This is a genomic window from Pseudalkalibacillus hwajinpoensis (genome assembly GCF_015234585.1).
GTDB classification, from domain to species: domain Bacteria; phylum Bacillota; class Bacilli; order Bacillales; family Guptibacillaceae; genus Guptibacillus; species Guptibacillus hwajinpoensis_B.
In genome coordinates this window covers 65,739-91,874 of sequence record NZ_JADFCM010000002.1, presented here as the reverse complement: position 1 = coordinate 91,874, position 26,136 = coordinate 65,739, and the positions used below count along the sequence as shown (strand labels likewise).

Genomic DNA, 26,136 nt, shown 5'->3' with positions numbered 1-26,136 from the left:
CATCACTCAATATGGGTGATGTCATCGTTAGTTTTCAGGACTTTTTAGTGAAAATCAAACGAGTAATATACTAAAGTTATCAGAATATTAAGTTTTTATAAATACTGTCGTTATTATTGCTTTTTCAATGCTACAATTCTACTACTAATAAAAAGAGGTGGCCTTAATGATTTTAAAGGACGAAAAAATAGATAATTTTGTGGAAGAGATTAAAAAGACCAGTAGTAACCTTGAAGAAATTATGATCCGTTATTCACATCAATATGTACTGTTGCAAGGACACGCTATACCAAACGTAATGCAAGATGAAGAGTACTATGAAAATATTCGTGACCACATCACATTTTCTGGGTTTAGTTGGATTGATCAGTTTGCAAAAATGTTCAAGCGCATGGATATTACAATTGATGTATTGCCCGATGGAACTTTTGATCATGATAAAGTAAATCTATCTGTAAATGTAATTCTGCCGAATGAGCAATCATCGAGATCATCTTTTCTATATCGTAGATTTAATGATTTGTCGAAATTCAACCAGTTTCTACATAGTGTAAAGGTTAAAGGGAAGAGCGGGAAAATACACACCCTGCAATTTGATTTTACTTTTGATGTCAAAAAGATCACGAAGGCAATTCGTGAGCAATCACCAGGAAATAAAAAAATGGTAGAGCAGTGGATGTACATGATTGCAAAATGTGGAGAAGATAACCGCACTTTAGAAGTAATGGAAGTGGTGTATCCCGTGGTAAGCGGAAAAATTCATTACGAAGTAACTAGAGAATTAGTGTCAGAATATATCCCATTAAACTTTGAGGATCCAACAAATGTTTAAGATAGGTTCAAAGGCTAAGTCACTCTTCTTAGCCTTGACTCTATTACTGTCCATAGGGTCTTTACCCATGAATGTACTAGCTGCATCGGATAATCTCCCGATTTTTCAAAATGACAGCGGGGAGAAAAAAGAAGGAACTACTATGAATCAGACTGTAGCAAACTTAACAGATGATTTAAATAGTAAAGCGCCTATGATATCTCTCACCATCTCTACATTATTTAGTATCATGTTCCTAATTGGCGTCATAAGAATGGCGTATGCTCTCGTTACTAAAACCGGAATGGTTCTTAAAGGGTCTACTGGGATATTAATAGGCGTTCCAATTTTTGTTTTAACCATAAGATTATTTTTCATCATCTCATTTACAACAACTGAATCAGAAATACCGCAGTTAGTGACTGATGTAATGAACCTACTTATCAAATCAGCATTTTATGCAGCTATTGGCATGTTATTTATAGGGCTGCTCATGAAACTCTTTCATAAATTTCTCAATCATCCTGAATACGGGAGATGGAGCAAGCGTTTGTTTATAGGTTCATCTAGTTTAATAGCACTAACAGCCATCATGCCAATTGTCTTGAGATCAATTTAAATTCAACTATAGGAGGTCAGGAGAATGACACTTCAGCTAGTCATAAATAATTCCAAGATTAATAAGAGGAAAAATCCAATAACTTGTCGCGTCAATTGCGATCTATTTGATTCACTTACAAACGAGTGCGGAGTTCATGAGGTACATGATCCTGACAATCCTAAAATTGCTTATAGATGCGGAGATATAATTTACAAAGAAGACAACGAAAATCAGGATATTACTCCCTGGGAGAGACCACTGGAGTATGAATTTTATAACGAAGAATTTGAAAATGAAGATGAACTGGATGAGGTATTTAACGAATTTAAAGGTGAGACAATTTCGTATGAACATACTCATTATCCTTTGAAACCAGATGTTCCTGCAAAGAGAGATGATGCACTTTGGTATGTAGCTCCAGACAATCAATATGGTTGCTGGATTGTAAACAAGTCACCACAAAAGTTCTTATCTGTATCGGATACCTCTCAAGCTAAGAAGGGGTGGAATGAAAAAGTATATAAGTCTCCATATCCCTTACATGACCATCGTTCTTCTTTAGCGCTATCATCACGGATGGTTTGGTATGTTGATAACGAGGGGTATGGACAATATGCTTTATTGTGTGCTGGTAAAATCTCTATGATATCTCATCCTAAACCATTGAATTGGCCCGAATAAAGATATATTGATTTGTTAAGACAAATTACATTATAATTGTTATATAGACTAATAGATTGGGACGCACCCATAATATTTAGGTAGATTTACGCCTATTATATTGTGGGTGCGTTTTTTTTGATGAGGAATGAATTAAATGTCCAAATTAGGAAGAATGATCAACAGAACTATTAAAATTGTCGGGCAATATTCCTTCGCATATATCCTAACTTTTGTTCTTTCGTTATTCTTAGCCTTTTTAATAATGGCTATTATCGACTTCAATTTTTACTTTATCCCAGGAAAGATGGAAAAAACGATAAACTTCTTATTGTTTATCTCTATCCCTTTTTCATTTGTATCATTTTATATGATTCAAGAGCGCTATTAATTCAAATTCAGAAAGCGAGGCCATTATGACCAGGGTATTGATTATTGATGAGCAAATTAATTATCGAAGAGGGGTGAAACAGCTTCTAGAGCTCACATTTCCCAATTTTATAATTGAAACCACCAGCGTATCGCTTCCAATGGAAAAAGAGTTTCATCCCGATTTAGTGATTTTTGAACCAGGCTTGAACTTCCAGAAAAATCTATCTTGGATTGATTCGCTGATTCATAAGAATGCCAAGGTAATTGTACTTTCGACTGTAGAAAGTAGCAATCATAATTCAATTCTTAAGCTGCTTAAAAGAAATATTCAAGGCTTTTTATTGAAAAACATGAAAACAGAGCAATTATTAGAATGTATAAGAATTATTCTTGGGGGAGACCGATTTATTCATCCATCAGTCGCCAATATTCTATTAGATGACTACCAGGAACACTTTGGAAAAGTTAGAAATACGGAAGAACAATCATATAAGATAACAACTCCTTAGTAGGATATTAAGACAATGATACTTGCAAACTGTTCTATTTGTGGTATATTTGTTATAAATTAATAACACAAGGAGTGTTTGCTATGAATAAAACAATTGCTATTTTCGGAGGAAGCCAAGAGAAAACGTATCAAAAGATCGGCGCTAAACATGGTTGTAAAGTTCTTTTTCATCAAGGAAAAACAAGGAATGGTGGAAACAAAAAGGAGTTTAGGAACATTATAAAAAAAGCGGATATAGTGGTTTGCTTAGTTGGTGCACTCGGTCACGTGTCGATGGATGTGGTTAAAGAAATAAGTAAGAAAAATAATAAAACAATCGTCTACCATAATGGTTTTGGAGCTTCTGGAGCTATCCAAAGTTGTATAACTATAATGTCTGAGATGCAATCTGCAGCATAGTAAATATGTGTTGAAATAGTAGAGGACGAAAGGAGCAGGGCATGGGGAAGTCGCTAATCATTGCTGAAAAAAATTCGCAAGCCAAGAAATATTCTGAAGCATTTAACGGAGTAGACCGAGGTACTCACCTAGAAATCCCTAAATGTTCAACTTTTCCAAGTGGAGCTATTGTTGTTCATGCAATAGGACATATTATGGAGCTTTATTCATTTGAAGATTATAATGCGGAAGACAAGGCGTGGGATCTTCAGAGGCTGCCTATCATCCCTGACCAATTCAAATTAAAAGTTACACCATCTAAAAATAAAGCGTTTAATAACATAAAAAAGTATCTCAACGATCCTCTAGTCAGTGACATCATTCATGCTGCCGATGCCGGGAGAGAAGGTAGTCTGCTGGTTACTGAAGTATTACTGTATTTGAACAATAAAAAACCAGTTAAACGTCTATGGACCTCCAGTTTAACGAAAGAATCTCTTCAAAAAGCTTTCAAAAACCTTAGAAGTATTGACCAAGATATGCCCTTATATTATGAAGCACTTGCAAGGCAGAGAGCCGATTTTTTGATTGGTATGAATATGACCAGGTGTATGACTCTACTTTTATCTAATAAAAAGGGAGTGAAAGAGTCTCTTAAAGATACAAATTTTAGTTGTGGACGTGTCCAGTCTCCATTGTTAGCGCTAATTAGCACAAGAGAACAAGCTATAGAAGCCCATAAAAGCAAACCTTATTGGGATTTAGAAGCCAATATAACATACCATCAAAATGAAATTAGAAGTAAATGGTATACCTTAGAACGTGATCACTTGTTTAAAAAAAATCTAGCTGAGGATTTGAAAGGGTATTGTGAAGGGAAAGAAGCAAAAGTTCATTCTGTTAAAAGTGAAGTCAAAAGAATTCGTCCCCCACAATTTTATAACCTCACGACTATACAAGTTGAAATAAATAAGAAATTAGGTCTTTCACCAGATGGCGCATTGAAGATTCTGCAAGGTTTATATGATAAATCTCTAGTGAGTTATCCAAGGAGCTCACCCGTTCATGTAAATCCATCCGAAGCTGTTCACTTCCCCGAGATACTTAATAACTTATCTACATTAGCTGAGTACAAAAGCTTTTTGAAGTTACCGTATAAAGATATTTCGGAAGATAAGCGATTTATAGATGAATCGAAAACAGATGACCACTACGCGATTATACCCACTGAAAAGATAGTGGATTTCACCCGCTTATCAAAGAGTGAAGTCATTGTCTACGATATGATCGCAAAATCATTAATAGCTGCTCATTATCCTGATGCGATAGAGACACACTCAGAAATCATCAGTGTAGTGGATGAGAAATTTTCTTTTATGACTAAGGGTAAACGGGTTGATGAACGTGGATGGCGAAAAGTGTATGAGAACGAAAAGTTAGATGAAGATAACGCTGTTGTACTACCAACAATAGAAGAAGGCGCGGTAGGTACCGTTAATGAGGTTCAATTAATTGAAGGTAAAACAAGTCCTCCCGCTCGTTACACTCTTGGTAGTTTAGTGACTTTAATGGCTAATGCTGCTAATTCCCTCTCCAAGGATGAGAGAAAAGGATTTAAGAGTGACGAATTATCATTAGGTACCGTAGCTACTCGAGCATCGATTATTACTAAAATTATTGAACGTAAATATATTCGAATCGAGAGAAACCAAGTTTATATAGAGCCAAAAGGTCGCATGTTAATTGAATCCTTAGGATTAGATAGTTATTTAACTTCGGTATTAACAACCGGAAAAATGGAACAATATTTGTCTGGGATTGGAGCAGGGAAGAGTGATTTCTCCGTTTTCATGAATCGAATGAAGCAGATCACCCAAGAAGAAGTCAAGAAAGCAATAGAAAGCGCTGATAATTGGGAATTAGATAACCACATAGAGGCAAGTAAAGTAAATGTTGAAGTAGGTGCTTGTCTGGAATGTGGATCAGCTGTGCTAGATGCAGGGAAGTTTTTTGGTTGTAGTAGTTTCAAAGATACAAACTGTAGATTTAAGGTTAACAAGATGGTTAGCGGTAAGGAGTTGACCAATCATCAGGTTAAAGTTCTGTTACAAAAAGGGGTAAGTCCTTTGATAAAAGGGTTTAAAAAAAGAAATAGGGAAGGAACTTTTGATGCCTTCCTAGTATGGAGCGCAGAACGAAAGAGGGTGATTTTTCATTTCCCAGAAAGAAATAAGAAATAAACCACTAAAGCCGAGTGCCATGAACACTTGAGATATATTCCTTCTGTTCATTACAAAACTACTGGAAAAAGTGATTCTCGTCATAACGAACACTGTGCTTTTTACAAGCCTCTGAATTTCTTTGAAACCGTTAAGAAGGTGGAACAATTTCAAACTGAATATGAAGAGCAGGTAATGAGTGAAAAGATCATCTGTATTAACTTGAACAAGTTAGATCCTGATTATGAAAGTCGGATTATTGAAAGAGAAGAAACGGACCAAAAGAAAAAGGATCCTAGCGAAAGTAAAAGTAAAGCAAGAAAGTAAACCTCTGTCTAGTATAGGATCACTTAAATAAATCGTTAAACTGCTAATTTCTTATGAAGCAGATATCTTAAGCTCAATTATGGTCTCTGTAAGAGGTAACAAAATTCCTATTTCTTCAATAGTGGACGATCAAGAGAAGAATTTTTCTTATACGGATGCAAACTTAATAGGAAAGAACATCCTTTCGTATGGTTTTCTTAGGAAAAATACATATAACGAGAAAAATACTACAAAAATGATAATAAAATCAGACAAATTTATAGAATTTGTATAAATAACTCAGTAAATAGTAGGGATGGATTTGAAAATGTGGAAAACACTAGCTTTAGTAATGATATGTATAGCCGGAATTGTGGCCATCATAGTAATTCCTTCAATTAATGATGTAAATGACTCAAAGAACGCTGAGGAGCAAATGTACAAATTAGTAGGAGAACATTTTAGTGTTGATGAAAAAAATATTTGGTTAACTGAAGTGGGAAGCGAATCTTCAAGTAATCATTATTTTATTGCTAGCCTTCCTGATAAGAAAGAATATAAAGTAAAGTTTAAAGAGGATTATACTGCAATAGAGCGTATTGTGGAAAAATAAAGTTCTAACAATGAATTTTTGAAATATCAAAGAGGTGAAATCTTTTGAGAAGTAGAGTAGAGAAGTTTATTAAGTTTTACGTTTTGTTTATTTCACCAATTTTTGTGGTGTTTGTGTTAGCCTGCTCTTATTTATACATCCAATATAATATCTACCCTTACGAATTCCTATTTGCACTTTTCGATTTGAAAGTAGCATCTAATCCTTTAAGAGAACTTATTTATTCTGCGAGGATCGCTTTTGGTATTTTTGCTCTTGTTATTGTTCCAATAATTTCTTTAATATCTTCTTTCATGACTATCGCCAGGGTAAATAGTTTTCTGATTACAATAACTGGTTTTTTCAGTTCAAGATTATGATATCCTTAAAATTTCATATACCGTACTAAATATTAATTATAAAAGATTAAGAATCTAAATTCTCATAGCAATTGTTTAAAATTGCTAAACTTTTTCGGTTTTTGCGCCGATTATTGATAGAGAGGTCCATAAACTGATGGGTAATAGAGAGATATAGGGGGATTTTTAATGAAAAGCAGCATGTGGGACACTCCAGAACAAATAAGATATAGGAAAGAGAGACAGAGGACATATTTTTACTTGTCTCTTCCTGTTGCAGCTATTTTAATTGGCGCAATAATAGCATTCTTGAGTTACACCGAATAGAGGGAAAATGCAGGTTGTATAGCGCCCTTTTAAGAGCAGTTTAATTCCTAATAATGCATTATATGAAACCACACCTGCTATAAAGATGAAAACGATTTTTTCCCAAATCATAGTCTACCCCTTTTTATTAGTAACTTTACTATAATTCGATTTTAAGTCATTTTTTTATAGACTTACAGTAAAAAATTTCTATATAATGGAGGAAATGTAATGAAAAATATGTCTTTGATGGCTTTAGTATTCGTTCTTCTATTGGTTTTAGGAGCTTGTAGTAACGATTCTAATACGTCAGTACTAAGCAAAGAAACAAATTCAAATTCTAATTCTCAGGAAAGTGTTTTTAGCAGTGATGATATGAATGCAGTTCGTCATTTGATTGAGGAAGTACTTAACGTGTATGAGGAAGAACAGCAAAATTTCACCTCCTCTGAAGATGATGAGGTCAATGAAAAAGTAGAGAATATGATTACTGAAAGAATTGGCGAATCTATTCCAGGTCGTGATATAAGTGTTAGCATTGCTGCTGATCATGACAATACATCCGGAAAAGATGATTTTGTGGAAGATCCTAATGATTGTCGAGAAGAAACTGATGGCATGATAAGCGAAGTCTATGAAAGAGGATGCAAGTTGAATTTAGTATTTGATAAATCCAAGGTATTACTGGCTGAATGGAAAGAAGTAAACTATCCAATTATCAATGTTACAGCATTAATTATACCGTTTAAGTATGAGGGAAAAGACACGATCGATACTGAATTTGTATTTGCTAAAACCATAGATGGTGAAGTTCAATTATTAAGTGGATTAGGATTACGAGTACTGAATCTAGAAAATGAAGAAGAAGATGCAGTGGAAGAGAAACAAAATGGAGAAACAAGAACTATAGATAGAATCAGTAAATATAAATTTCGTTAATTAAAGCATTTTATTACTAGGGAGAATCGGGGGAAGCTATTTGAAAAGCACAGGGATTGTTCGCAAAACTGATGGTTTAGGTAGAGTCGTTATTCCCATAGAGTTAAGAAGAGCATTAGGGATAGAGGAAAAAGATCCAATAGCTATACTTGTAGATGATGACAAGATCATTCTTGAAAAGCATAAGTCAAATTTAGCATGTGCAATTACCGGTGAGATTAATGACGATAATAAAACATATGGTAACGGGAAACTAGTTTTAAGTTCTACGGGCGTAAAAATTCTAAGACAAGAACTAGATAACCAGGGGATTTAAACTTGCGACAAGTTAACTCTTGTCTTTTTTTTTGCTAAAAATACTCTTAATAAACCAACGCTATTCTTTAAAGAAGAATAGCGTTGTTCAATATATATTCTATCTTAAAGATTAGGAAGAACTTGTTTGTTCTGTTTTACTGGTGTAATTCAGATTACCTACTTTCGTTTTTTGTTTTTTATTAGCCAATAGAATTAATGTAGAAGCTAAAAGACCTGCTCCAGACATAATTCCAAATAGTATGCCGATAAATATGCTGTCAAATATGATTCCGCCTATCCAAGGTCCAACAAAAAATGCCATATTACCGCCCATGTTTACAAAGGAAAAGTAGGTTGTTTTATAACCATCATCAGGTAGCTTAGCAATCTGTGCTTGTAGCGTGGGAGCTAAAATAATCTCACCTAAGGTTATCAGTGTGAAACCTGCATACCAAAAAAATTCTGAGTTGATACCTAGTAATAATAATGGACCAGTAAAATACATTAAGCCTCCTGTCCAAACTAAAACAGAGGTTTTTATTTTCTCACCGACTAAAGCAACGATAGGTTGGAGAATAATGATCAAAACCATACTTAAAGTAAGTAACTTCGCAAATAGTAATACTCCATTTTGAAATGATTCCTCTGCATATTGAACAATATTAGTATCCATTTGTGATTCGATAAAATAAAGTAGGAAATAACAACTGAAAAGTAAGAGCAAACTTTTGTTCTTGAATATTTTATGAACCAATTCCTTGCTAATTAACTTATTGTCTTGATCTTCAATTGTTGTTCCTGATTTTTCATTTCCCTTAATTTTGATTACAAACATTGCTATAATTGCGATAATAAAGAGGATACCTGCAAAACTAAATAAGGGGGTTTTAAAACTGCTATATCCAATAAGTATTGCTCCAACAAGAGGACCAGCTACGCCTCCTAAATTAAAAAACCAATAATTGATATTAAAAGTTTTTTGGATTAGCTCTTTGGGAGAGAATTTAGATAATAAAGCTTGGTTAGTTGAATTGTAAATACTCCAGCCAATCCCTGAGAAAACAGAAACAAATGCTAGGAATAAATAGTTTACTGATACCCCATATAACGCCATGGTAAGAGCAGAGACAAACAAAGAAATTACATATAGTATTTTAATTCCATAAACATCACTTAACCTTCCACCTAATAAATTAAATATCATAGATGCTAGCGGGGTAAGGCCAAGTAAAAATCCAATTTCAGAGGCACTCATTGATAAGTCATTTTTAAAAAATACTGCTAAGAAGGGAATTACCATAAATTTAGAAAATGACACTAAAAAATTTAAAGCAAACATGAATTTAAGAGTTAATGGAAGTGTTTTTAAATCAGAAAGAAATTTCATCTTTAACATTTTTCATCCCCCTTATTTAATTTATATAACATTAATGCTTATCTTGTTATTTTGTTTAGTTTCGTTAATATCTTTAAATCAGTTTAACAAATAACTAATAACATTGATAGGAATATACTTAAAAAAGAATCGAACTACTTAATGATTAATTCTATTTTATTTACTTTATTGAACATTATTATTTTATACACGGAAAGTTTAAGTTGTTTAAGTAATGATCATTCTATGTTATAGTGAACTTAAATAGAATATAATTTTGAAATGGAGGACATGAAAATGTCTGTTATTGGGCAAAGGATAAAGGAATTACGAAAAGGGAAAGGATTTACTCAAAAAGATTTAGCAGAGGATATAATTACCCGAAGTTATTTAAGTCAAATTGAAAAGGGTTCATTTCAACCCTCTTATGACACTTTAGAGAAATTTGCATTAAAGTTAGAGTGTAGCGTCGAGGACTTTTTTCAAGAGCCTCGGAATAAAGCGTTGATAACTTCTCAAACTAAACAAAAAATAGTATTAGCCGAAAGTAAAATTGAAAATGGAAAGTTTCTTGATGCGCAAAGGACTATTTCTGAGATAACTGACATCGAAGATTTAAGTAATTATGATAGAGGTTTATATTATTGGATCATAGGAAAGATTGCCGAAAATAAAGAAATCTGGGAAATCGCTGAGGAGAATTTTGAGATCAGCATAGATATAATGAATGTAACTCAAAGTCACAAAGAAAAAGTAAGAGCGATGGATTCTCTTGGGTATACTAAGATCAAATTAGAGAAACATGCTGAAGCTTTTAAGTTGTTAAATGATGCTTATGAATTTTCCATCCAGCAAAAGGTTGGTGGAGCTATTAAAACATCTCTGTTAATTAATCTAGGGTTTGCTCATTTAAATATGAAGGAGTACCATTCAGCGATCAGAATTTTACGAGAAGCCCAGGTAATTAATCAAGAAACACATGTATATGTTAAGACCGGACAAATAAATTTATTACTCGCTCTATGTTATAAGGAAATCAATGAATTAGAAAAAGCAGAAAAATCTAACAAAATGGCATTGAGTTTCTTTGAGTCCGTTGAAGATTCTGAAAGTAAAGCCAGTGTCTATAATAACCTAGCCAATTTGTATATGAAATTCAGTAATTATCAAAAGTCTATTGAAGTATATTTAATGGCAATTTCAATTTTTGAACGAATTAAACATTCCAAGGGAGTTCTCTTATCTAAAACCGGATTAGCTCAAGCCTTTTATTTAAATGGACAATATGGAGAGTCAGAAAAAACATGTTTTGAAGTAATATCACAACCGCTGGAAGAACAATATCGTGGCTATACTTATTTAATACTTGGAGATGTTGAAATGATAAGAACTAACCATCAAAAAGCACTCGAAAATTATACGAAGGGTTTTGACATATTTGAATCCAATGATATATGGTGGGGAGAAGAAGTAGCTATAAAAAGGATGTCCAAGGTTCATTATGAATTAGAAGACTTTCAACAAGCTGCTAATTTATTATTAAACAGTACTAAACAGAATGATAAAGAGGACATTCTTCCCATATTCATTTGAAAATAAGCTATCTAATCGATAGCTTATTTTTAGTAATTTACATCGTTTCTAACAAATCTGCCTAAGTTATTTTGCCCCTTTACTTCATCGGTTAATGCTCCAATACCCGATGCTCCAATAACTACTTCGTTAGTCCAATCTAATTTCAATTTTTCTTCAACTAACTCATCCCTCAGTGCAGCGGTATAAAAACAACCTAATTGTAGATAAGAAGCTACTAAATATAATGTTTGGCTTAAATGTCCGAGATCCATGTAGAGTGCTCTGTAAGCCTTAGGAACGCTATATTTCCAAACTTCTCTTTCTATTACTGCGCTATAAAAGAAGACCACTGCAGGCAACTGAGTATGTTTTTGATCTCCGCACATCTCTTTGCATAGGCTACGAATATCATTTGGTTTGTCAATTAGTTCGAGTTCATGATTTTCCACAGAATAATGATATAGACCAGATTCAACACCTTCAACGTTCATGATACAAGGGTAAATTTCTATGGGGTGCCTGGAACCTCCAGAAGGACTGGTTTTCAATAAAGCTTTTCCCATGCCTTGATCTAACCAGCAAGCGACAGCTCCCCATACGTAGTATAATGCGGAAGACAACTCCTCTTTATTTATTGATTCTGAAGGGTTATACGTTCTAATGGTTTGCCTATTAAATAGAACATCTAAAAAAGATTTTTTATAATCGACTATTGGAAGGGGCAAACTTGTTTTTAAGGAATTAGGATAATTTTTTGTGATCTCTGGAGGCTTTTGGTATTCTGTTTTGTTCTTAAGTCTTTCGAAATCGTCTGTTGATAAAATGTACGAATCGTTTTTGCCTCCTCGTGAGTAATAATGAAAATACTCTGCGGCCTTTCCCCATTCTTTCCAGAGGGATAAATCAGGTTTACCTTGATCATCGTTAGTTACTAAGATTTTCTCATTCATTAAATAGCCAATCGTATTTATTACTTCCTTATAATCATCATCTTCTTCTGTTCTTAATTCGGAAATCTCATTTATATCTTTCCAACTCTTAAAATAATCTAAAATCTCAATAACTGATGGATTGAGAGTATGTTGTTTATGCTGCACATAATCGTCACAAACGAGTACGTCACCTTCCCAGAACAAGACAATGTTATCTACCAATTTAATTTTTATGCTCAATTTAGACACCGTTTTGCTTTCTGGATCAGGTGGTTTACAACCGTGTCTGTGATAGCTTGATTTGTACATATTTCAACCCAGCGCCAATCACCTGTTGGGTTTACTTCTAAAAAGATGAACTCATTATCCTCAGTTAACATAAAATCAAATGCTCCGTAGTCCAGTTTTACTGAGCTTATATAAGAAAGACATTTTTGTTTTAATTCATCAGGTATGTCTATCGGTATGAGTTTTACATCTTTAATTTCATCCCTATGCCAATCATCTGTATGACTCTTTTTGGGAATGAGCGCAGAAAAAACGTTATTTCCAATTACAGTAACTCTTACTTCTTGTGCATCCGGAACGAACTTTTGATAAATAACTGGAGCGTCACCAGTGGTATCCATATATTCTAATTCATCTTCAGTAATTTCTTTACCAAAGATAGAATGTAACTCTTCGTTATGCTCAACATAGTGAGAATACATGGTTTTGGCGATTACCCTTTTATGTATGTTTCGGAAATCTCTTATATCATTTTCATCGTTGGAGATTAATGTAGGAAGAGTAACCATTCCTTTTGATGCAGCGACCTCTAATTGTTTTATTTTATTAAGTCGAATTTCTGATTGAGGATGATTGATCCATCTTACTTTGTCGCTTGTATACAAAGATTCAAAAAGGTATTTCCATTCATTTAGAACATATTTGTCAGCAATTATATTGTTTGACTTATATCCGAAGTTATCATAATCTACGAACCTTCTAAGCCAAACAACGTCTACATCGGTTAAAGATAGTCTATTGAAGTCCGGTCCTTCTATTGTAATTTTGGGAGCACCTTCTTGAAAATGAATTGATAAATTATATTTCTGAGGAACCTCATCAATATTAATGCGGATATAATTTATCCCTTTTGAAGCAAGTTCTAAACCTACCATATCTGCTTCTTGATCATGGATTCTGGTTAATATCAGAATCGTTTCTTCATCATACTTAGAGGATAGAATCTCTTTACCATACACTTCAACCATATTCGCTCTAAAATCTAGACCGCCACCTAAGTTATTTAAACTAATCACTTTATTAGGGAAATTTAATAGAAAGGGAAGTTTACTCATTATTTAACTCCTCCATAAATTAGAATAGTACCACAATAAATGTGGTACTACTCAATTGTTATTAAGACAAATTATTACTTGTCTTTTTTGTCTAGTGGCATGCTGTGACTGCTAAACTAAAGTAGACAGTTTTCGCTATTTAAGATGAAACACTTATTTACCCTAATATACCAGTTAAATAGAAAGCTCTTCCATTGTATGATTAGATAGTTTATATCATAGATCAGTGGAGGGCCGAACAAAGGTGGATAAGTGGGAAATGTATATGGAAATTCAACAGCTAATCAAACAGGGATTTAGTAAGTCTAAAGTGGCAAACAAGCTAGGAGTATCAAGATCGACTGTCTATCGACACCTTAAGAAATCTCCTTCGGACATGGCCGTATGGGTAGAATCCTTACAAACAAGAAAGAAGATTCTAGACCCTTATAAGGCGTTAATCTTATCTTGGTTGAATGAGCATCCTGATCTTACAGCAGCCCAGGTACAAGATTGGTTAATGGAGAGGCACAAAGATCTTAAAGTTGGTGAGAGCACGGTTCGTGCTTTCGTAAGAGAGTTACGAAAAGACTATCAAATAACAAAAGAAACGTCACCAAGAGAATACGAAGCGATACCTGATTCACCCATGGGGCAGCAGATTCAAGTTGATTTTGGACATACAAAACAAAAAACATCTGATAATAAAGAAATGAAACTAAACTTTATTGCCTTTGTTTTGTCTAACTCAAGATATAAATACCAGGAATGGTTAGATCGACCTTTTACCACTCAGGATGTCATTCAGGCACATGAAAATGCGTTTCAATGGTTCAGTGGGATTCCAAAAGAATTAGTTTATGACCAGGATAGCCTTATAGTGGTGAGCGAAAATGGTGGCGATCTTATTTTGACGAAAGAGTTTCAGCAATATAGAGAAACGAGGAAATTAAACCTCCGGGTTTGTCGTAAAGCTGATCCAGAAAGCAAAGGAAAGATCGAAAATGTGGTCGGATTTATCAAGTACAATTTCGCAAAACATAGAGTGTTCCAGAATATTGATGCGTGGAATGAACAAGGGTGGGAATGGTTGCATCGAACAGGTAACTATAAAATCCACAATACAACAAAAAAAGACCGGTCGAAGTGTTCTCCTTGGAAAAGCAACACTTAAGACCAGTCAAAGGAAATGTTCATTTCCTAAACAATTATGAAAACAGTATAACAAGAAGTGTGCATAAGGACAATACCATACGGTATTTGTCTAACAGGTACTCTCTTCCATTAGGAACGTTTCATAAATATGAAACGGTCTCAATCAAGGCAACAGATGACCGACACTTATTAATCTATCACCGAGAGACAGGAGAACTTCTAGCCAAACATCAGATCCCGGATGGCAGAGGACGCTTAATGAAAGATCGCCAGCATGCGAGAGATCGTACAAAAGGGATAGATGCCTTTATAGATAACGTAGCTAAACGGTTTGAGGAAACAACAATGGCGTTTGATTACCTGGATAAACTTCGTGAGAAGTATCCACGATATATTCGCGATCAGTTACAAATGATCCTAAGAGAAACAAAACAACAAAACGCACAGATTCTAACGGCAGCTCTACAAGAATGTATAAAAAGAAACTTATATAGTGCAACAGATTTCAGCGATATCATTTTATACCTTCAACGACAACGACAGGATCATGAGACACCGAATGATAACGCTAAGATTGTTTCACCATTAAAGAGCGTATCTGGTTGGGCGATGGAAACAGAAGCACAAAAAAGAAACGTAGATACCTATACGGTTTTATTGGAAGAAGGTGAGGCAAATTGAGTCAGTTCCAGCAAGTACAAGATTTACTAAGGTCTTTAAGACTAGCTGAGACCGCAAATCAATTGCCTGAATTGATCAGAGAAGCTGAGAAAAAGAACTTATCTTTTACTCAGTTTCTCCTGGATCTTGCCACCTATGAACAAAATCGCAGAGATGAGAAGCAACTGGAAAAACGTTTTAATTGGGCGACCTTCCCTTTCCATAATACAATCGATGATTATGACGTAAAGGAGCAAAAATCCTTAAGTAGTAAGAAGTTAAACCAATTAAAAGATTTAACATGGATTGAGCAGCTTTATAACATTATTTTTCTTGGACCGCCAGGTGTCGGAAAGACCCACCTATCGATAGGTCTGGGTATTGAGGCATTAAATCAAGGTTATAAGGTCATTTTCACGACCATGGGAGACCTAATTCAAGCGTTAAAAACAGAAGAAATCACGAGGAAATCGAAAACAAGAATGAAGCGAATTAGAGAAGCAGATTTAGTTATCATAGATGATTTGATGTTTATGGCAATGAATAAACAGGAAGCGAATATGTTTTTCCATCTGATTAATAACCTATACAATCAAACAGCGATCATATTAACGTCAAATAAAGGGCCAAAAGAGTGGGGAGAACTATTGGGCGACCAAGCGATTACGACAGCTATCTTGGATCGAATCTTACATCGAGTAGAAATTATTCATTTAAATGAAGATAGTTGGAGAATGAAGCATAGAAAAACGATTTTTGGTGAACAAGGTGTTTCAAATTAATCAGCAGAACTTGTGTCATTCTACTTGACGGTCACACATGCTTTGACGAGTGTAATAATCGTTAGCATAACCTTGAACTGAAGCTGGTGCGTTGTTTTCCTTAATAGCTTTAGCTAGTTCTTTCAACATAATATCGCCTCCTTTGCTTGATCTCAATAACTATATTAATACTTGCTGTAATTTTAGTAAAATGTTGTATAATGTTAAATAACTCGACAATTATCTTTTTTCCTTTAATTTCCGGTTATTTCCTCTTAAATACTCGAAAAATCAATTTATTTGAATTTTTTTAAAAATAAACCGTGCATATTTTAGAGAAAAATGTAGTTTAATAAACTAAACATAATTTCACTTTATGTATAATGTTTAGTAGAATTAGTAATTATGAACAGAGGAGGAGTTTAATATGTTTAATAAGAAAAGAGAAATGAAATTATCTTTATTCATCGCAGGTACAGGACATCATATTTCCTCTTGGCGGTATCCAACGAGTCCATCAGACGGAGCGTTAAATTTAGATTTTATTAAAGACTTAACAAGAAAAGCGGAGAAAGGAAAGTTTGATTTTGTGTTTTTTGCCGATGGGTTATCAATAAACAAAGAATCTCACCCAAACATTTTAGTCGATTTTGAACCTATTACTCTGCTTTCTAACCTTTCAGATTCTACTACCAATATTGGCTTAGCGGGCACTATGTCAACTACATATAGCGAACCTTATAATTCCGCAAGACAATTAAGCTCTTTAGATCATTTATCAAATGGTAGGGCTGCATGGAATATTGTAACAACTGCAGATCCAGAATCAGCTAGTAATTTTGGTAATGCAGAACATATGAAACATGAAAAAAGATATGAACGAGCAGATGAGTTTGTTCATATCGTTAAAGGTTTGTGGAATTCTTGGGAAGAGGATGCTCTAACAAGAAATGTAAAAACCGGAGAGTTTTTTAACGATAATAAACTTCATTCAATAGAACACGAAGGTGAATTTTTCTCTGTTAAGGGTCCATTAAGCTTACCAATGAGTAAGCAAGGGCACCCAGTGTTAATCCAAGCAGGATCTTCACCTAGAGGTCAACGTTTAGCAGCAAAGTATGCAGAAGTAGTTTTTACGAATCAAGTTTCTTTAGAGGATGCTAAAATTTTTTATAAAAGTATTAAAGAGCAGGCTAAAGTATTTGGTAGAAGTAAAGAGGATATTATTGTCATGCCAGGCATCACGCCTTTGTTAGGAGATACCGATGAAGAAGCGAGGGCTAAATATGATTTACTTCTTCGATTAATTCCATTATCTACGGGCAAAAAGACTCTCTCGAGGTATCTAAATGAGTTTAATTTAAACAATTATAGTTTTGAAAAACCATTGCCGAAAAATATAGACTTTAGTTTTAATTGGGAGTTAGAGATCAAGTATGAGTACTTATTGACAATTAGTGATGAATACAACTTCACTTTAGGTGAATTAGGTCAGTACGTAGCAAGTAGAAATGGTCATAACTATTTTGTGGGAACACCCGAAGCTTTGGCAGATCACATGGAAGTCTGGTTTAAAGAAAAAGGAGCGGATGCTTTTAACGTCATGCCTGTAACACTTCCTGAGGATTTAAACATTTTTGTTGAACAAGTAATTCCTATTCTCCAACGAAAAGAATTATTTAGAGTTGATTATCAGGGAATGACTTTAAGAGAAAATCTAGGTTTGAAAATTCCAGTAAACCAGGTGCACCAAAAAACTTGAAGATATAGATCAAAGCTAGTAAGTGTAATCACTGGCGAAATCAGTGGCGCTTCTTAAATAGCTTAGCTTTAGAGATAAATAAGCAGCACATAAGGTTTCCCTTTTGAGCTGCTTTTCTACTTGGTTATGTTTATCCAACCTTGTTTTAAAGCCCTTACTATAGCTTCAGTACGGCTCTCTACATTTAACTTCTGGAGAATGTTATGGATGTGATTGCTTACAGTCTTTTCACTAATTTTAAGTACTTTAGATAGTTCTAAATAGGTACTATATCCATCAACTAAGCTTTGTAATACCTCTTTTTCTTTTATGGTAATAGTTGTCGGTTCTGGAATATCAGCATCTTTAATAAATCGATAGTCATTTATAAAATATTTCATAGCAATCTCATCTATATATATTTTGTACTTTGATATCATCTTTAAAGCTTTATAAATTTGCGAAGTATTCTTTTTTACATAAGCTGCTGCACCGCTATTAATTACATCCGTTACCCATTTCTCTTCACCTTTATTAAATAGGACTATAATTTTGCAGTTGCAAGACTTTTTAATCGGTAAAATCTGAAAAAAGTCTCGTAATTCTATTAAGAAAAAATCTATTGAATTTAATTTAATATCTGTGAGCTTAATCTTTTGACACTTAGCAAGATCCTGGTAGAGAGTTTCTTCCTGATAGTCTTGAGGAACACCTACGTTTATCTTTGATGTATTCAATTGTAGTTCTCCTTTAATCTATGTAGTTAACGTAAATGCTCTAATATATGTAGCGTTTAAAGGAAGGGATTTCACAAATCATGTATGAATCTTGCATTCAATCATTTAATTTCTTTTCTAATTTTTTCTTTCTACCTTCAAATCCGCTCTTCGTATCACATTCTACACCTAACTCTATCGCTCTATTACATACTTGGATAGCTTCTTCAAATTTCCCTTGCTTCTCAAGTATTATAGCCATTAGTTTAAATGCAGGATAGTTTACGAAGTAATCATGTTCTTCTAAGTACGCTTTTTTAAACTCAGGATAAATGGCCATATCCTTTTCTGGTATATTTTGACATCTTTTTAAATTTGCTCCTTTTTCTCGCTTTGTATAAAAATATTTCTGAAGTGTCAAATACACATAATGCATATCTATTGGATATTGACCTTCATATTTTTCAGCCTCTTCTGCTAATAGCTTAATCCCTTTATGTTCAGAAAGTTCTCCATGATTATACTTCAACCATGTCTCCCTTAAAGGTGAATTCTTTGATAGCCTTTTTTCTTTTGATTTTGTAAGGTTTTAATTATTTTCTATATGCCTAACGGTATTATGGTCAGCACGAAATTTCTCACTATCTCTTCCTCCGAATAACCTTTTTAGAGCATCTAACATATCGTCATCGTCACCCCATATTTTTTATTTACATATCATCAATAAAGCTTGAATCTATCCATGTGTGGGCAGCATTATCCATTCGAGATAATCGTTTTTGTAAATAGATCTGTGTGGTAGCAAGACTCTTATGGCCAAGGGTCTTTGATATACTTTCTATACTAGCACCTTGTTGAGAACTATATATACTAAAAAAGTGTCTGAAATGATGAGCTGAAATTCTATCACTTCTTGCTTTAAGGAACGGCAAAGGCGCACGGTTTATTACTTTGGATATATATGATGAAAGGTATTTCTCATTATAAGCCTTTCCTTTTGCATCTGGTAATAAGGGGGTCTTATCACTCCCATCTAGTTCAGATGGATACCTTCTCCTCGAACGGTAAGTCACAATCCGCTCCCATATCTTAGGGTGAATTAATACTTCTCTTTTTTCATTACCCTTCCCAATAACCTCTAAAAACAGTTTACCTTCGTAATATGAAAGATCACAAATACGAGCTTGACATAATTCCTTCACTCGAAGTCCAGTACTGGCTAGAACACTGATGATGGTATGCTCTACGATATTATTTTTAAAGTATTTAAGCAACTGCAGTACTTCAGCCTCGTATAAATCTCGATTAGGACGGTCCTTTTCATGAACATTACTAGTCTGAAGTGCTTCATGAAGTCTTCTAGATATGTACTTCCGTTTATATAAAAATTCAAAAAAAGCTTTTAGTATGACCGTTTTTCTCGATAAGGTTGCTACAGAATAGGTTCCTTTTTTGTCTTCATTTTCTTTATTTTCTACCAGCTTATCGTTATCCCTCTTTTTTACTCTTCCTAACTTTACTTCTTTCAACCAGGCTTGATACTTCCTTATATGCTTAGGTTTTAATTGCTTCAATAATGTAAAAAGGTCTGCTTTTGTAGAATCAAAGTTATACAAGTCGCCTACAGCAGATATCTGGTTATAGAAGAAGAGCAACTCTCGCAAATATTCTTTTTTTGTTTTTTTTGTTCGGTTTTTTTGTTTATCTAGATCGCGCTCATGATGTACAAACAAATAAATCATTTCGAGGTCATTGAAAACAGCAGAGTAATCAAAGTCGGGATCGTATTCAGTTTGGTCCATTAATTGAGTATAACGACTACTATCCAGCATCTGTTTTTGAAGCGATAGCATACGGTTGGGAAGGATGGCATTCTTTTGTTCTGCTAAACCATGTGAATCCAGAACTAATTCATAATTATCTTGCTCATTCATAAGTATTAACCTCCTATTCAGATATTAGCTTTATATAGATATTGAGACTAGATATATCACTTAAATTATTTAATGTGAAAGACATTGCGGAAAACAAAATAACACTTTAGACATTTAATTATTATATAAGACAACATATTTACATTCTATCATGTATGTATATCTAATAATTACATACGAACAGAAAAATACTAAATTAGTCTTGCTCTTTTATATTAATAGATATTTAAAATAATATTAATATATCCATTTATATATATAATGCTTTTTAATATTTAAAGTATGTGATACAATTTCATTAAGTTGGTAATTCAGATAAATATAACTATTTAAATAGTTAATTGGAATTATCGATATATATTGGATGGTCAGATTCGAAGAAATGACTATCTGTACAATGCGCTCGTCCTTTTTTATGTGTCGCTAGTAATCTAGTACACATTGATATAGGGCTGCCGAGGTCTAATGGGTGGAAAGATTTTGAGACCTCCATAACAAACTTTAAGAGAGGGTGTTCCAAATGAACGAAGTAAGAACTGTAACGATTCGATTTGAACAACCATTTACTGTAACTGTAAATGGAGAGGAGACGTTAACGGAAACTCAAATACTGTCGAGTGCCAAAGAAGAAGTAATAAAAACACTTCAGAAGAAATTTCCTCCTATTACTTACATGATCACTAGTGGAGATTCACTTACCTTAGAAGAAGCGATACCAGGTTTGCCAATAAGAGATAAACAATCCGGTGAACTAGGCATTATTATCAGCATCAACCCTAAGAAAAAACTTCCGATTGATTATATTCTTAATAATGGACAGAGTATGGTGGGGTTACCGGCATCACTTGAGAAGATCCACAAAAGACATAAGCTTGATAAGTTTGTGGCTGAGAGAGAAGCATGGCGAAAAGACGTAGGGTATACAAAAGGTGACACGGCATTTATATCAACAAACGAGGGAGTTATTCCGATCGTCTTTAATAAAGTAACCAAATCCTCTCATCACGTATTTCCGATTACTCACGAACCAAATGGTACCTATTACAAACTGACAAACAACCAGCTTGCAATGATATTCCCTACAAGAAAAGAAGCAGAAGCATTCCAAAAAAGGTAGCTTCAGTAAGGAAGTCACGTAAAAAGTAGTGGCTTCCTTACTTTCTTAGTGGAACAAAGGATTGAGAGAACTTGTCTAGTTAATAAGGGTATTAGGAGGTTATGATTATGGGTGAAAGACAATTGCAGGAACAATTAACCTTTTTCCAACCTTGTCATTGTGAAAAGGGGATCTTCTGTCCTGGAGTGGAATACGATGATCAAGGATATATGAAGTATCACCCCTGTTACCACCAAAATCTTGGAAAGCGGTTTACGGAAGAAGAAAAAGAGTACCTATGCAAATATGCTTCCGATGGTATGAACTCGATGGGGATGGCATTAGCAAGGCCACCTAAAGCGCTTGCTGCTAAAATTACGAGGATAAGGCAAGCAGGGAAATTTCATTACTATAAGAACTTGAATCGATATTGGTAAACGTCTGCTTTAAAAATGGAAAACTTATGCTTTAACTAATAACTCATGGCAAATTCATGGTTTTTTATGCCTAAAGTAACCTACCAATTTACGATATACTGTATAGTAACAGAAAAATAAAATATCGATGATATTAGAACAAATAAGGAGTTTGTCCCACATGAATAATGAAAATTACCTTACAACAATACAAGTAGCTGAAGAATTAGATGTAGCAGTTGAAACGGTGTACAGCTGGATTAAGAAAAAGGAGCTTGTACCTGTTCATGAAGATTGGCGGATCGATAATACTAAGCTCTTCAGAAAAGAAGATGTTCAAACTCTTAAAGATAGCCGTAAGAAACCAGGTTATACATCAGGAGATATAGCAAATAAGTTAGACATGCCTTTGCCTACGGTCAAATCTTATCTCAACAAAGGGATTATAAAGTCGTTCAAACAAGTTTACAGAGGGCTAGAACGATATTTTGTAACGGAGGAAGAACTAGAAAAATTTATTGAAAGTAAGTTATATATCGAATACAAAGATGCAAAGCAGTTTTATGTGGTAGAGGACAAAGAGTATAAGTACTTTCTCTATCAACGATTAATTCATCCTAGCAATGGGGCTGCGCGAATTACCAAAATTGACGGAAGTCAGGTTTTAATAACTACTGAAGATGGAGAAGTATTGCCTATATCTGAAGCAGAAAAATCTGGTTATGAAATTGAACATCCAATTGAACTTAAGAAATACATCGGTGGCAAGAAAGGTTATGCCACGTTTTCCTTCACTAAACCAAGACACATCTCATCTCCAATTTACGCATTAATTGAACTTCTTTATCAGTATCTGGGACCAAGAAACATTAAAGTAAGTCATACTGATTCAGATATAGTAGTGAAAGTTAAGCCTATCTTGCTTCCATTAAATGAAGTAGAACATTCGAAAGAAGTATCATTATTAGAGAGTAATTTAGTTGAGGGAAAAATCATTAATCGAAATGAAGATGTCTATATAGACAGTGATTTAAAACCTGTTCCTATCTATTTGACTTCTAATAAGAAACAAGAATTAATGAATCAGGCTAAAGAACACAACACTTCATTAGAAGCATACTTAAGGGAATTGATTGAAATAGGTGAAGAATACAAATGAAATGAAAGGCGGCAAGGCATGGGCTTTGATCAATTAAATTTATTTGAAGAAGTAAATGAAAAGACAGTTGAAGTTGCTCCCATACCGGATGATTCACCACTTTATAAGTTACAAGAGATGATTGAAGTACGACAGCCGGAGCCTTCCCTCGATCCAGAAGACTTTCATTATATTTCCTCATTTGCCGGAAAAAAAGGGACAATAAAAAGTGTTAAAATATTACCAAATGGAAAAATTTGTTATGAGGTTGGGTTTCCAAATCAAACTCTAGGAATTTTCTATGAAGAAGATGTCAAAAAGTATATAGAATAGCAACGAAGAGAGAAAAATGAAGTCAAATAAAGAAATTGAAGAAGAAAACATTGAAATGATTCTTTGGTTACTTAAATATTAAAAGCTGCTTCTACTGAATAACTAGAGAATCTTCGTTTAAATAAGCCAGGTGGCGACTAAATTGTAGCTTCCTGGCTTATGAATTTATTCCGATAAGTCTTTTTTTATCATTTCTTTCTAATTCTTATTTAGTATACAACCATTCTAGGAAATCGTTAACAACCCAATCAGGCTTTTCCAAACATTCTTGAGAAGTATATGATCTAGTTTGTAAGCCAGAATCTTGATACTTTCTAGTTAATAAAGCATCTTTTTCCCTATCTTTATGAGTATAGTTTGTTTAATATATCTAAGATAGCATTACCTTTTTTAGTTTGAACAATATAATCCGGTTCGGTCTTTTCTTCTCCTATTACAGCAAGGCAATTAGGGAAAATCATGACTCCACGTTTCACTAATGAAAAATACACTTTTACCTCGCCAAGTGAACGTAATATTACGTTATCTACTTTGTACATTTGATTACTCGAAGAAGGGAAACTAACATTGTTCGTGGTATTAAACTCTATGAGTTTTTTCTTTGAGTCATATGATTTGAATATAAGTAATTGATAACCGTTCATTTCTCTTATTTCGTCAGCAATATTTTGAATAGTGAAAGATAAATCTGTTTGAAGTATATTTTTTAATCTATTAGTCGAAAAAACTTCTTCAACGAGATCATGATCGTATCCATGATGATCCTCTGGATAGTAAGGCTGCTGTTGCTCTTGATAGTTCTGTTGATATTGGTATTCATGGATTGGATGAGTTTCGACACTATAATTTTGCGGAGTGTTCTGATTATAATCATCCCATTGGGACTGATGGAAATATTGGGTTGGTTGTTGATATTTTTGTAGGTCTTGATGATTTTGATTGAAATGGTCTTGATGGAATCCGTGTTGTGATTGACTATTGTAATCCTGGTAATTGTTTAACATAATAATCCTCCTGATTGGTAGTATATAAAAATGATAGCATGAGTATTTATGTATTTTTCCTAAGGTTGAACTATTAGTGTACGCGGAAATCTTGAATTTTATTGATTCTAGAAGGGTAATCGATAGGAGGTGTAAATATGATTAGTACAAAAAATGATTTCAAGCTTGATGAAGAAGTTAGTAGACTGAGAGATTTAATGAAAATAAACAGATATGAAAATGCTAAATATGTATTTTATCAAACGTGCATGCTTTATTTTATGGGATATAATAAAAAAACTATTTCACTAATAACAGGTATGAGTAGAGTAACCATAGATAAATACATAGAAATACACAGAATTGACCCTACTTTATCCAAACCGCACCTTGTTCCAGGTCCAAATTGTAAGTTATCTAATAATGAGTTAAAAGAATTTAAAAAGATCATCAAAGATAACAGTTATACCATTAAGCAATTAATAAATATAGCGAAGGAAAAATATAACATATCTTATTCTGATAAGGGAATGAGAAAATTAATAGACAAACATAATCTTAATTCCGAAATTCTAATTGGGGGTAAAAATTATAGGTGAACTTCAAAACCTTAATAGTGATAGTTGAAGATATAGGGAAGGAACAGTTGAAGGTATTAACTTGATTATTGAGCCTATTAAAAGCGTATAGATATAATTGAATGCATTCTACAAATTTTTATTTTAACTTGAACTTTCTGGTAAGCTTAATCTATCATTAGTTGAGGTGATCGAATGAATATTAATCTCTCTTATAGTGATCAGGAAATTGCAAGAGTGATAAGGCAGACTGTTAAACAAATCGAATCTTTTAGAGAGCTAAGGCCCATGATAATAGAAGCCAATAGAAAGTATAATAATACTATTCGCGAAATGGCAAAGGTTACTACTGTTGTTCTTTCTGATATTCGTAAGAGTATGATTAGTTATCGTCCTGCACTTCATCAAATTCTTTTAACAGTTGCAGAACAAGCAAACACATTAAGAAGTATTACCCAAAGTATTGACTTTGAAGCACTTAATGCTTTTATAGATAGTGTTGATATAGAGTCAGATATAGGCTATTTAGATGATGGAGAGTTAAGAGAGATTTCTGGAGAAATCGAATTAGAAATTAGCAGAATCACTGAAGAAGAGAATATGGAGTCGGTCAGTGCTTTCCCGAATTTAATTAATAAAATAGTTTATTGGGCAACAGACTCAAGTGCAGGTAAGAAACATCTTGTTATTAATTTGATTTTAAGTCTAATAGTTAGTGTTGCATCTGGACAAATAACTATAGCTATCAATAGTTCAGATAATGTATCATCTAAAGAAAAGATTTTAGTAGCTGAGAGAGTAGTAGAAGATATGACAATTCCCACCTACTTTAAGATGCAACATCGTTTAGTGATAAAGGATAATCTTTATGTTCGTTCTAATAAGAAGAAACAGTCTAATATTGTAGATGTACTAAACATTGGTAACATAGTAAGAATTATTGAAAAGAACCGTAATTGGACGTTTGTGGAATATGAGAATGGTGATGGTGAACTTGAAAGAGGTTGGGTTAATACAAGATATATTAAACAGATAAGGTAATTCTAAAAAAAGCACCACCAAGGTAGTGC

28 protein-coding genes are annotated in these 26,136 nt (G+C 33.7%); 21 read left to right on the top strand and 7 right to left on the bottom strand.

Annotation, left to right across the window (positions count from 1 at the left end; genetic code table 11):
- Positions 1 to 166: 166 nt before the first annotated feature.
- The 10 genes from IQ283_RS08425 (at position 167) to IQ283_RS08380 (ending at position 8,370) form a co-directional block, all read left to right on the top strand.
- On the top strand, positions 167 to 832 hold the full coding sequence (locus tag IQ283_RS08425; RefSeq protein WP_194219751.1) for a hypothetical protein: 666 nt from the start codon (positions 167 to 169) through the stop codon (positions 830 to 832).
- 142 nt (positions 833 to 974) lie between these two features.
- Positions 975 to 1,430: a hypothetical protein gene (locus IQ283_RS08420; protein ID WP_206759446.1), complete on the top strand. Its 456-nt coding sequence runs from the start codon at positions 975 to 977 to the stop codon at positions 1,428 to 1,430.
- Positions 1,431 to 1,454: 24 nt separating this feature from the next.
- Positions 1,455 to 2,093: a hypothetical protein gene (locus IQ283_RS08415; RefSeq protein ID WP_194219749.1), complete on the top strand. Its 639-nt coding sequence runs from the start codon at positions 1,455 to 1,457 to the stop codon at positions 2,091 to 2,093.
- Positions 2,094 to 2,488: 395 nt separating this feature from the next.
- Complete coding sequence (locus IQ283_RS08410; protein WP_206759445.1) at positions 2,489 to 2,953, top strand: response regulator transcription factor; 465 nt, start codon at positions 2,489 to 2,491, stop codon at positions 2,951 to 2,953.
- Positions 2,954 to 3,036: 83 nt separating this feature from the next.
- Positions 3,037 to 3,354 (top strand): DUF2325 domain-containing protein, encoded by a 318-nt coding sequence (locus IQ283_RS08405; protein WP_194219747.1) that lies wholly within the window; start codon positions 3,037 to 3,039, stop codon positions 3,352 to 3,354.
- Positions 3,355 to 3,395: 41 nt separating this feature from the next.
- Complete coding sequence (locus IQ283_RS08400; RefSeq protein ID WP_194219746.1) at positions 3,396 to 5,573, top strand: type IA DNA topoisomerase; 2,178 nt, start codon at positions 3,396 to 3,398, stop codon at positions 5,571 to 5,573.
- A 27-nt stretch (positions 5,574 to 5,600) separates the two neighbouring features.
- On the top strand, positions 5,601 to 5,879 hold the full coding sequence (locus tag IQ283_RS24035; protein ID WP_206759444.1) for a hypothetical protein: 279 nt from the start codon (positions 5,601 to 5,603) through the stop codon (positions 5,877 to 5,879).
- Between the two features lie 307 nt (positions 5,880 to 6,186).
- A complete protein-coding gene (locus tag IQ283_RS08390) occupies positions 6,187 to 6,471 on the top strand; it encodes a hypothetical protein (RefSeq protein ID WP_194219744.1) in 285 nt (94 codons plus the stop codon).
- Between the two features lie 875 nt (positions 6,472 to 7,346).
- Complete coding sequence (locus IQ283_RS08385; RefSeq protein WP_194219743.1) at positions 7,347 to 8,054, top strand: hypothetical protein; 708 nt, start codon at positions 7,347 to 7,349, stop codon at positions 8,052 to 8,054.
- Positions 8,055 to 8,094: 40 nt separating this feature from the next.
- Positions 8,095 to 8,370, top strand: a complete 276-nt coding sequence (locus tag IQ283_RS08380) for an AbrB/MazE/SpoVT family DNA-binding domain-containing protein (RefSeq protein WP_194219742.1) — start codon at positions 8,095 to 8,097, stop codon at positions 8,368 to 8,370.
- A 111-nt stretch (positions 8,371 to 8,481) separates the two neighbouring features.
- Here IQ283_RS08380 and IQ283_RS08375 read toward each other — a convergent pair whose 3' ends face one another.
- Positions 8,482 to 9,747, bottom strand: coding sequence for an MFS transporter (locus IQ283_RS08375; RefSeq protein WP_194219741.1), 1,266 nt, complete (start codon positions 9,745 to 9,747; stop codon positions 8,482 to 8,484).
- Between the two features lie 276 nt (positions 9,748 to 10,023).
- Between IQ283_RS08375 and IQ283_RS08370 the strand changes: the two genes are divergently transcribed.
- The gene (locus tag IQ283_RS08370; RefSeq protein ID WP_194219740.1) at positions 10,024 to 11,319 is read left to right on the top strand and encodes a helix-turn-helix domain-containing protein; all 1,296 of its coding nucleotides are present in this window, start codon (positions 10,024 to 10,026) and stop codon (positions 11,317 to 11,319) included.
- 29 nt (positions 11,320 to 11,348) lie between these two features.
- Here IQ283_RS08370 and IQ283_RS08365 read toward each other — a convergent pair whose 3' ends face one another.
- Both IQ283_RS08365 and IQ283_RS08360 read right to left on the bottom strand, forming a co-directional pair.
- Complete coding sequence (locus tag IQ283_RS08365; protein ID WP_206759443.1) at positions 11,349 to 12,482, bottom strand: SagB/ThcOx family dehydrogenase; 1,134 nt, start codon at positions 12,480 to 12,482, stop codon at positions 11,349 to 11,351.
- Positions 12,470 to 13,576, bottom strand: a complete 1,107-nt coding sequence (locus IQ283_RS08360; protein ID WP_194219738.1) for an MvdC/MvdD family ATP grasp protein — start codon at positions 13,574 to 13,576, stop codon at positions 12,470 to 12,472. Before IQ283_RS08360 ends, IQ283_RS08365 begins: the two co-directional genes overlap by 13 nt.
- A gap of 244 nt (positions 13,577 to 13,820) precedes the next feature.
- Between IQ283_RS08360 and istA the strand changes: the two genes are divergently transcribed.
- The 4 genes from istA to IQ283_RS08345 all read left to right on the top strand — a co-directional run bounded on the left by istA (position 13,821) and on the right by IQ283_RS08345 (position 17,893).
- A complete protein-coding gene (istA, locus tag IQ283_RS24120; RefSeq protein ID WP_242057295.1) occupies positions 13,821 to 14,729 on the top strand; it encodes an IS21 family transposase in 909 nt (302 codons plus the stop codon).
- The gene (locus tag IQ283_RS24115; RefSeq protein ID WP_242057294.1) at positions 14,711 to 15,391 is read left to right on the top strand and encodes a Mu transposase domain-containing protein; all 681 of its coding nucleotides are present in this window, start codon (positions 14,711 to 14,713) and stop codon (positions 15,389 to 15,391) included. The genes istA and IQ283_RS24115 overlap by 19 nt, the downstream gene beginning before the upstream one ends.
- Positions 15,388 to 16,152: an IS21-like element helper ATPase IstB gene (istB, locus tag IQ283_RS08350; RefSeq protein WP_194219737.1), complete on the top strand. Its 765-nt coding sequence runs from the start codon at positions 15,388 to 15,390 to the stop codon at positions 16,150 to 16,152. Before IQ283_RS24115 ends, istB begins: the two co-directional genes overlap by 4 nt.
- A gap of 406 nt (positions 16,153 to 16,558) precedes the next feature.
- Positions 16,559 to 17,893, top strand: a complete 1,335-nt coding sequence (locus IQ283_RS08345; RefSeq protein ID WP_194219736.1) for an LLM class flavin-dependent oxidoreductase — start codon at positions 16,559 to 16,561, stop codon at positions 17,891 to 17,893.
- A gap of 116 nt (positions 17,894 to 18,009) precedes the next feature.
- On the opposite strand, the gene IQ283_RS08340 is transcribed toward IQ283_RS08345, so the two are convergent.
- The 3 genes from IQ283_RS08340 to IQ283_RS08330 form a co-directional block, all read right to left on the bottom strand.
- Positions 18,010 to 18,609, bottom strand: a complete 600-nt coding sequence (locus IQ283_RS08340; RefSeq protein ID WP_194219735.1) for a response regulator transcription factor — start codon at positions 18,607 to 18,609, stop codon at positions 18,010 to 18,012.
- A gap of 97 nt (positions 18,610 to 18,706) precedes the next feature.
- The gene (locus IQ283_RS08335; RefSeq protein WP_194219734.1) at positions 18,707 to 19,117 is read right to left on the bottom strand and encodes a tetratricopeptide repeat protein; all 411 of its coding nucleotides are present in this window, start codon (positions 19,115 to 19,117) and stop codon (positions 18,707 to 18,709) included.
- A gap of 181 nt (positions 19,118 to 19,298) precedes the next feature.
- Positions 19,299 to 20,522, bottom strand: coding sequence for a tyrosine-type recombinase/integrase (locus IQ283_RS08330; protein ID WP_194219733.1), 1,224 nt, complete (start codon positions 20,520 to 20,522; stop codon positions 19,299 to 19,301).
- A gap of 520 nt (positions 20,523 to 21,042) precedes the next feature.
- On the opposite strand from IQ283_RS08330, the gene IQ283_RS08325 reads away from it, so the two are divergent.
- From IQ283_RS08325 to IQ283_RS08310, 4 genes are all read left to right on the top strand, one after another.
- Complete coding sequence (locus IQ283_RS08325; RefSeq protein WP_194219732.1) at positions 21,043 to 21,639, top strand: hypothetical protein; 597 nt, start codon at positions 21,043 to 21,045, stop codon at positions 21,637 to 21,639.
- A gap of 107 nt (positions 21,640 to 21,746) precedes the next feature.
- Complete coding sequence (locus IQ283_RS08320) at positions 21,747 to 22,055, top strand: hypothetical protein (RefSeq protein ID WP_194219731.1); 309 nt, start codon at positions 21,747 to 21,749, stop codon at positions 22,053 to 22,055.
- Positions 22,056 to 22,215: 160 nt separating this feature from the next.
- Positions 22,216 to 23,193, top strand: coding sequence for a helix-turn-helix domain-containing protein (locus tag IQ283_RS08315; protein ID WP_194219730.1), 978 nt, complete (start codon positions 22,216 to 22,218; stop codon positions 23,191 to 23,193).
- Between the two features lie 18 nt (positions 23,194 to 23,211).
- Positions 23,212 to 23,505 carry a hypothetical protein gene (locus IQ283_RS08310; protein ID WP_194219729.1) on the top strand — a complete coding sequence of 98 codons (294 nt, stop codon included), beginning with the start codon at positions 23,212 to 23,214 and terminating at the stop codon, positions 23,503 to 23,505.
- 344 nt (positions 23,506 to 23,849) lie between these two features.
- Here IQ283_RS08310 and IQ283_RS08305 read toward each other — a convergent pair whose 3' ends face one another.
- Positions 23,850 to 24,509: a hypothetical protein gene (locus IQ283_RS08305; protein WP_194219728.1), complete on the bottom strand. Its 660-nt coding sequence runs from the start codon at positions 24,507 to 24,509 to the stop codon at positions 23,850 to 23,852.
- A 137-nt stretch (positions 24,510 to 24,646) separates the two neighbouring features.
- On the opposite strand from IQ283_RS08305, the gene IQ283_RS08300 reads away from it, so the two are divergent.
- Positions 24,647 to 25,087 carry a hypothetical protein gene (locus IQ283_RS08300; RefSeq protein WP_194219727.1) on the top strand — a complete coding sequence of 147 codons (441 nt, stop codon included), beginning with the start codon at positions 24,647 to 24,649 and terminating at the stop codon, positions 25,085 to 25,087.
- Positions 25,088 to 25,261: 174 nt separating this feature from the next.
- Positions 25,262 to 26,107 (top strand): SH3 domain-containing protein, encoded by an 846-nt coding sequence (locus IQ283_RS08295; RefSeq protein WP_194219726.1) that lies wholly within the window; start codon positions 25,262 to 25,264, stop codon positions 26,105 to 26,107.
- The last annotated feature ends 29 nt before the right edge of the window (positions 26,108 to 26,136 follow it).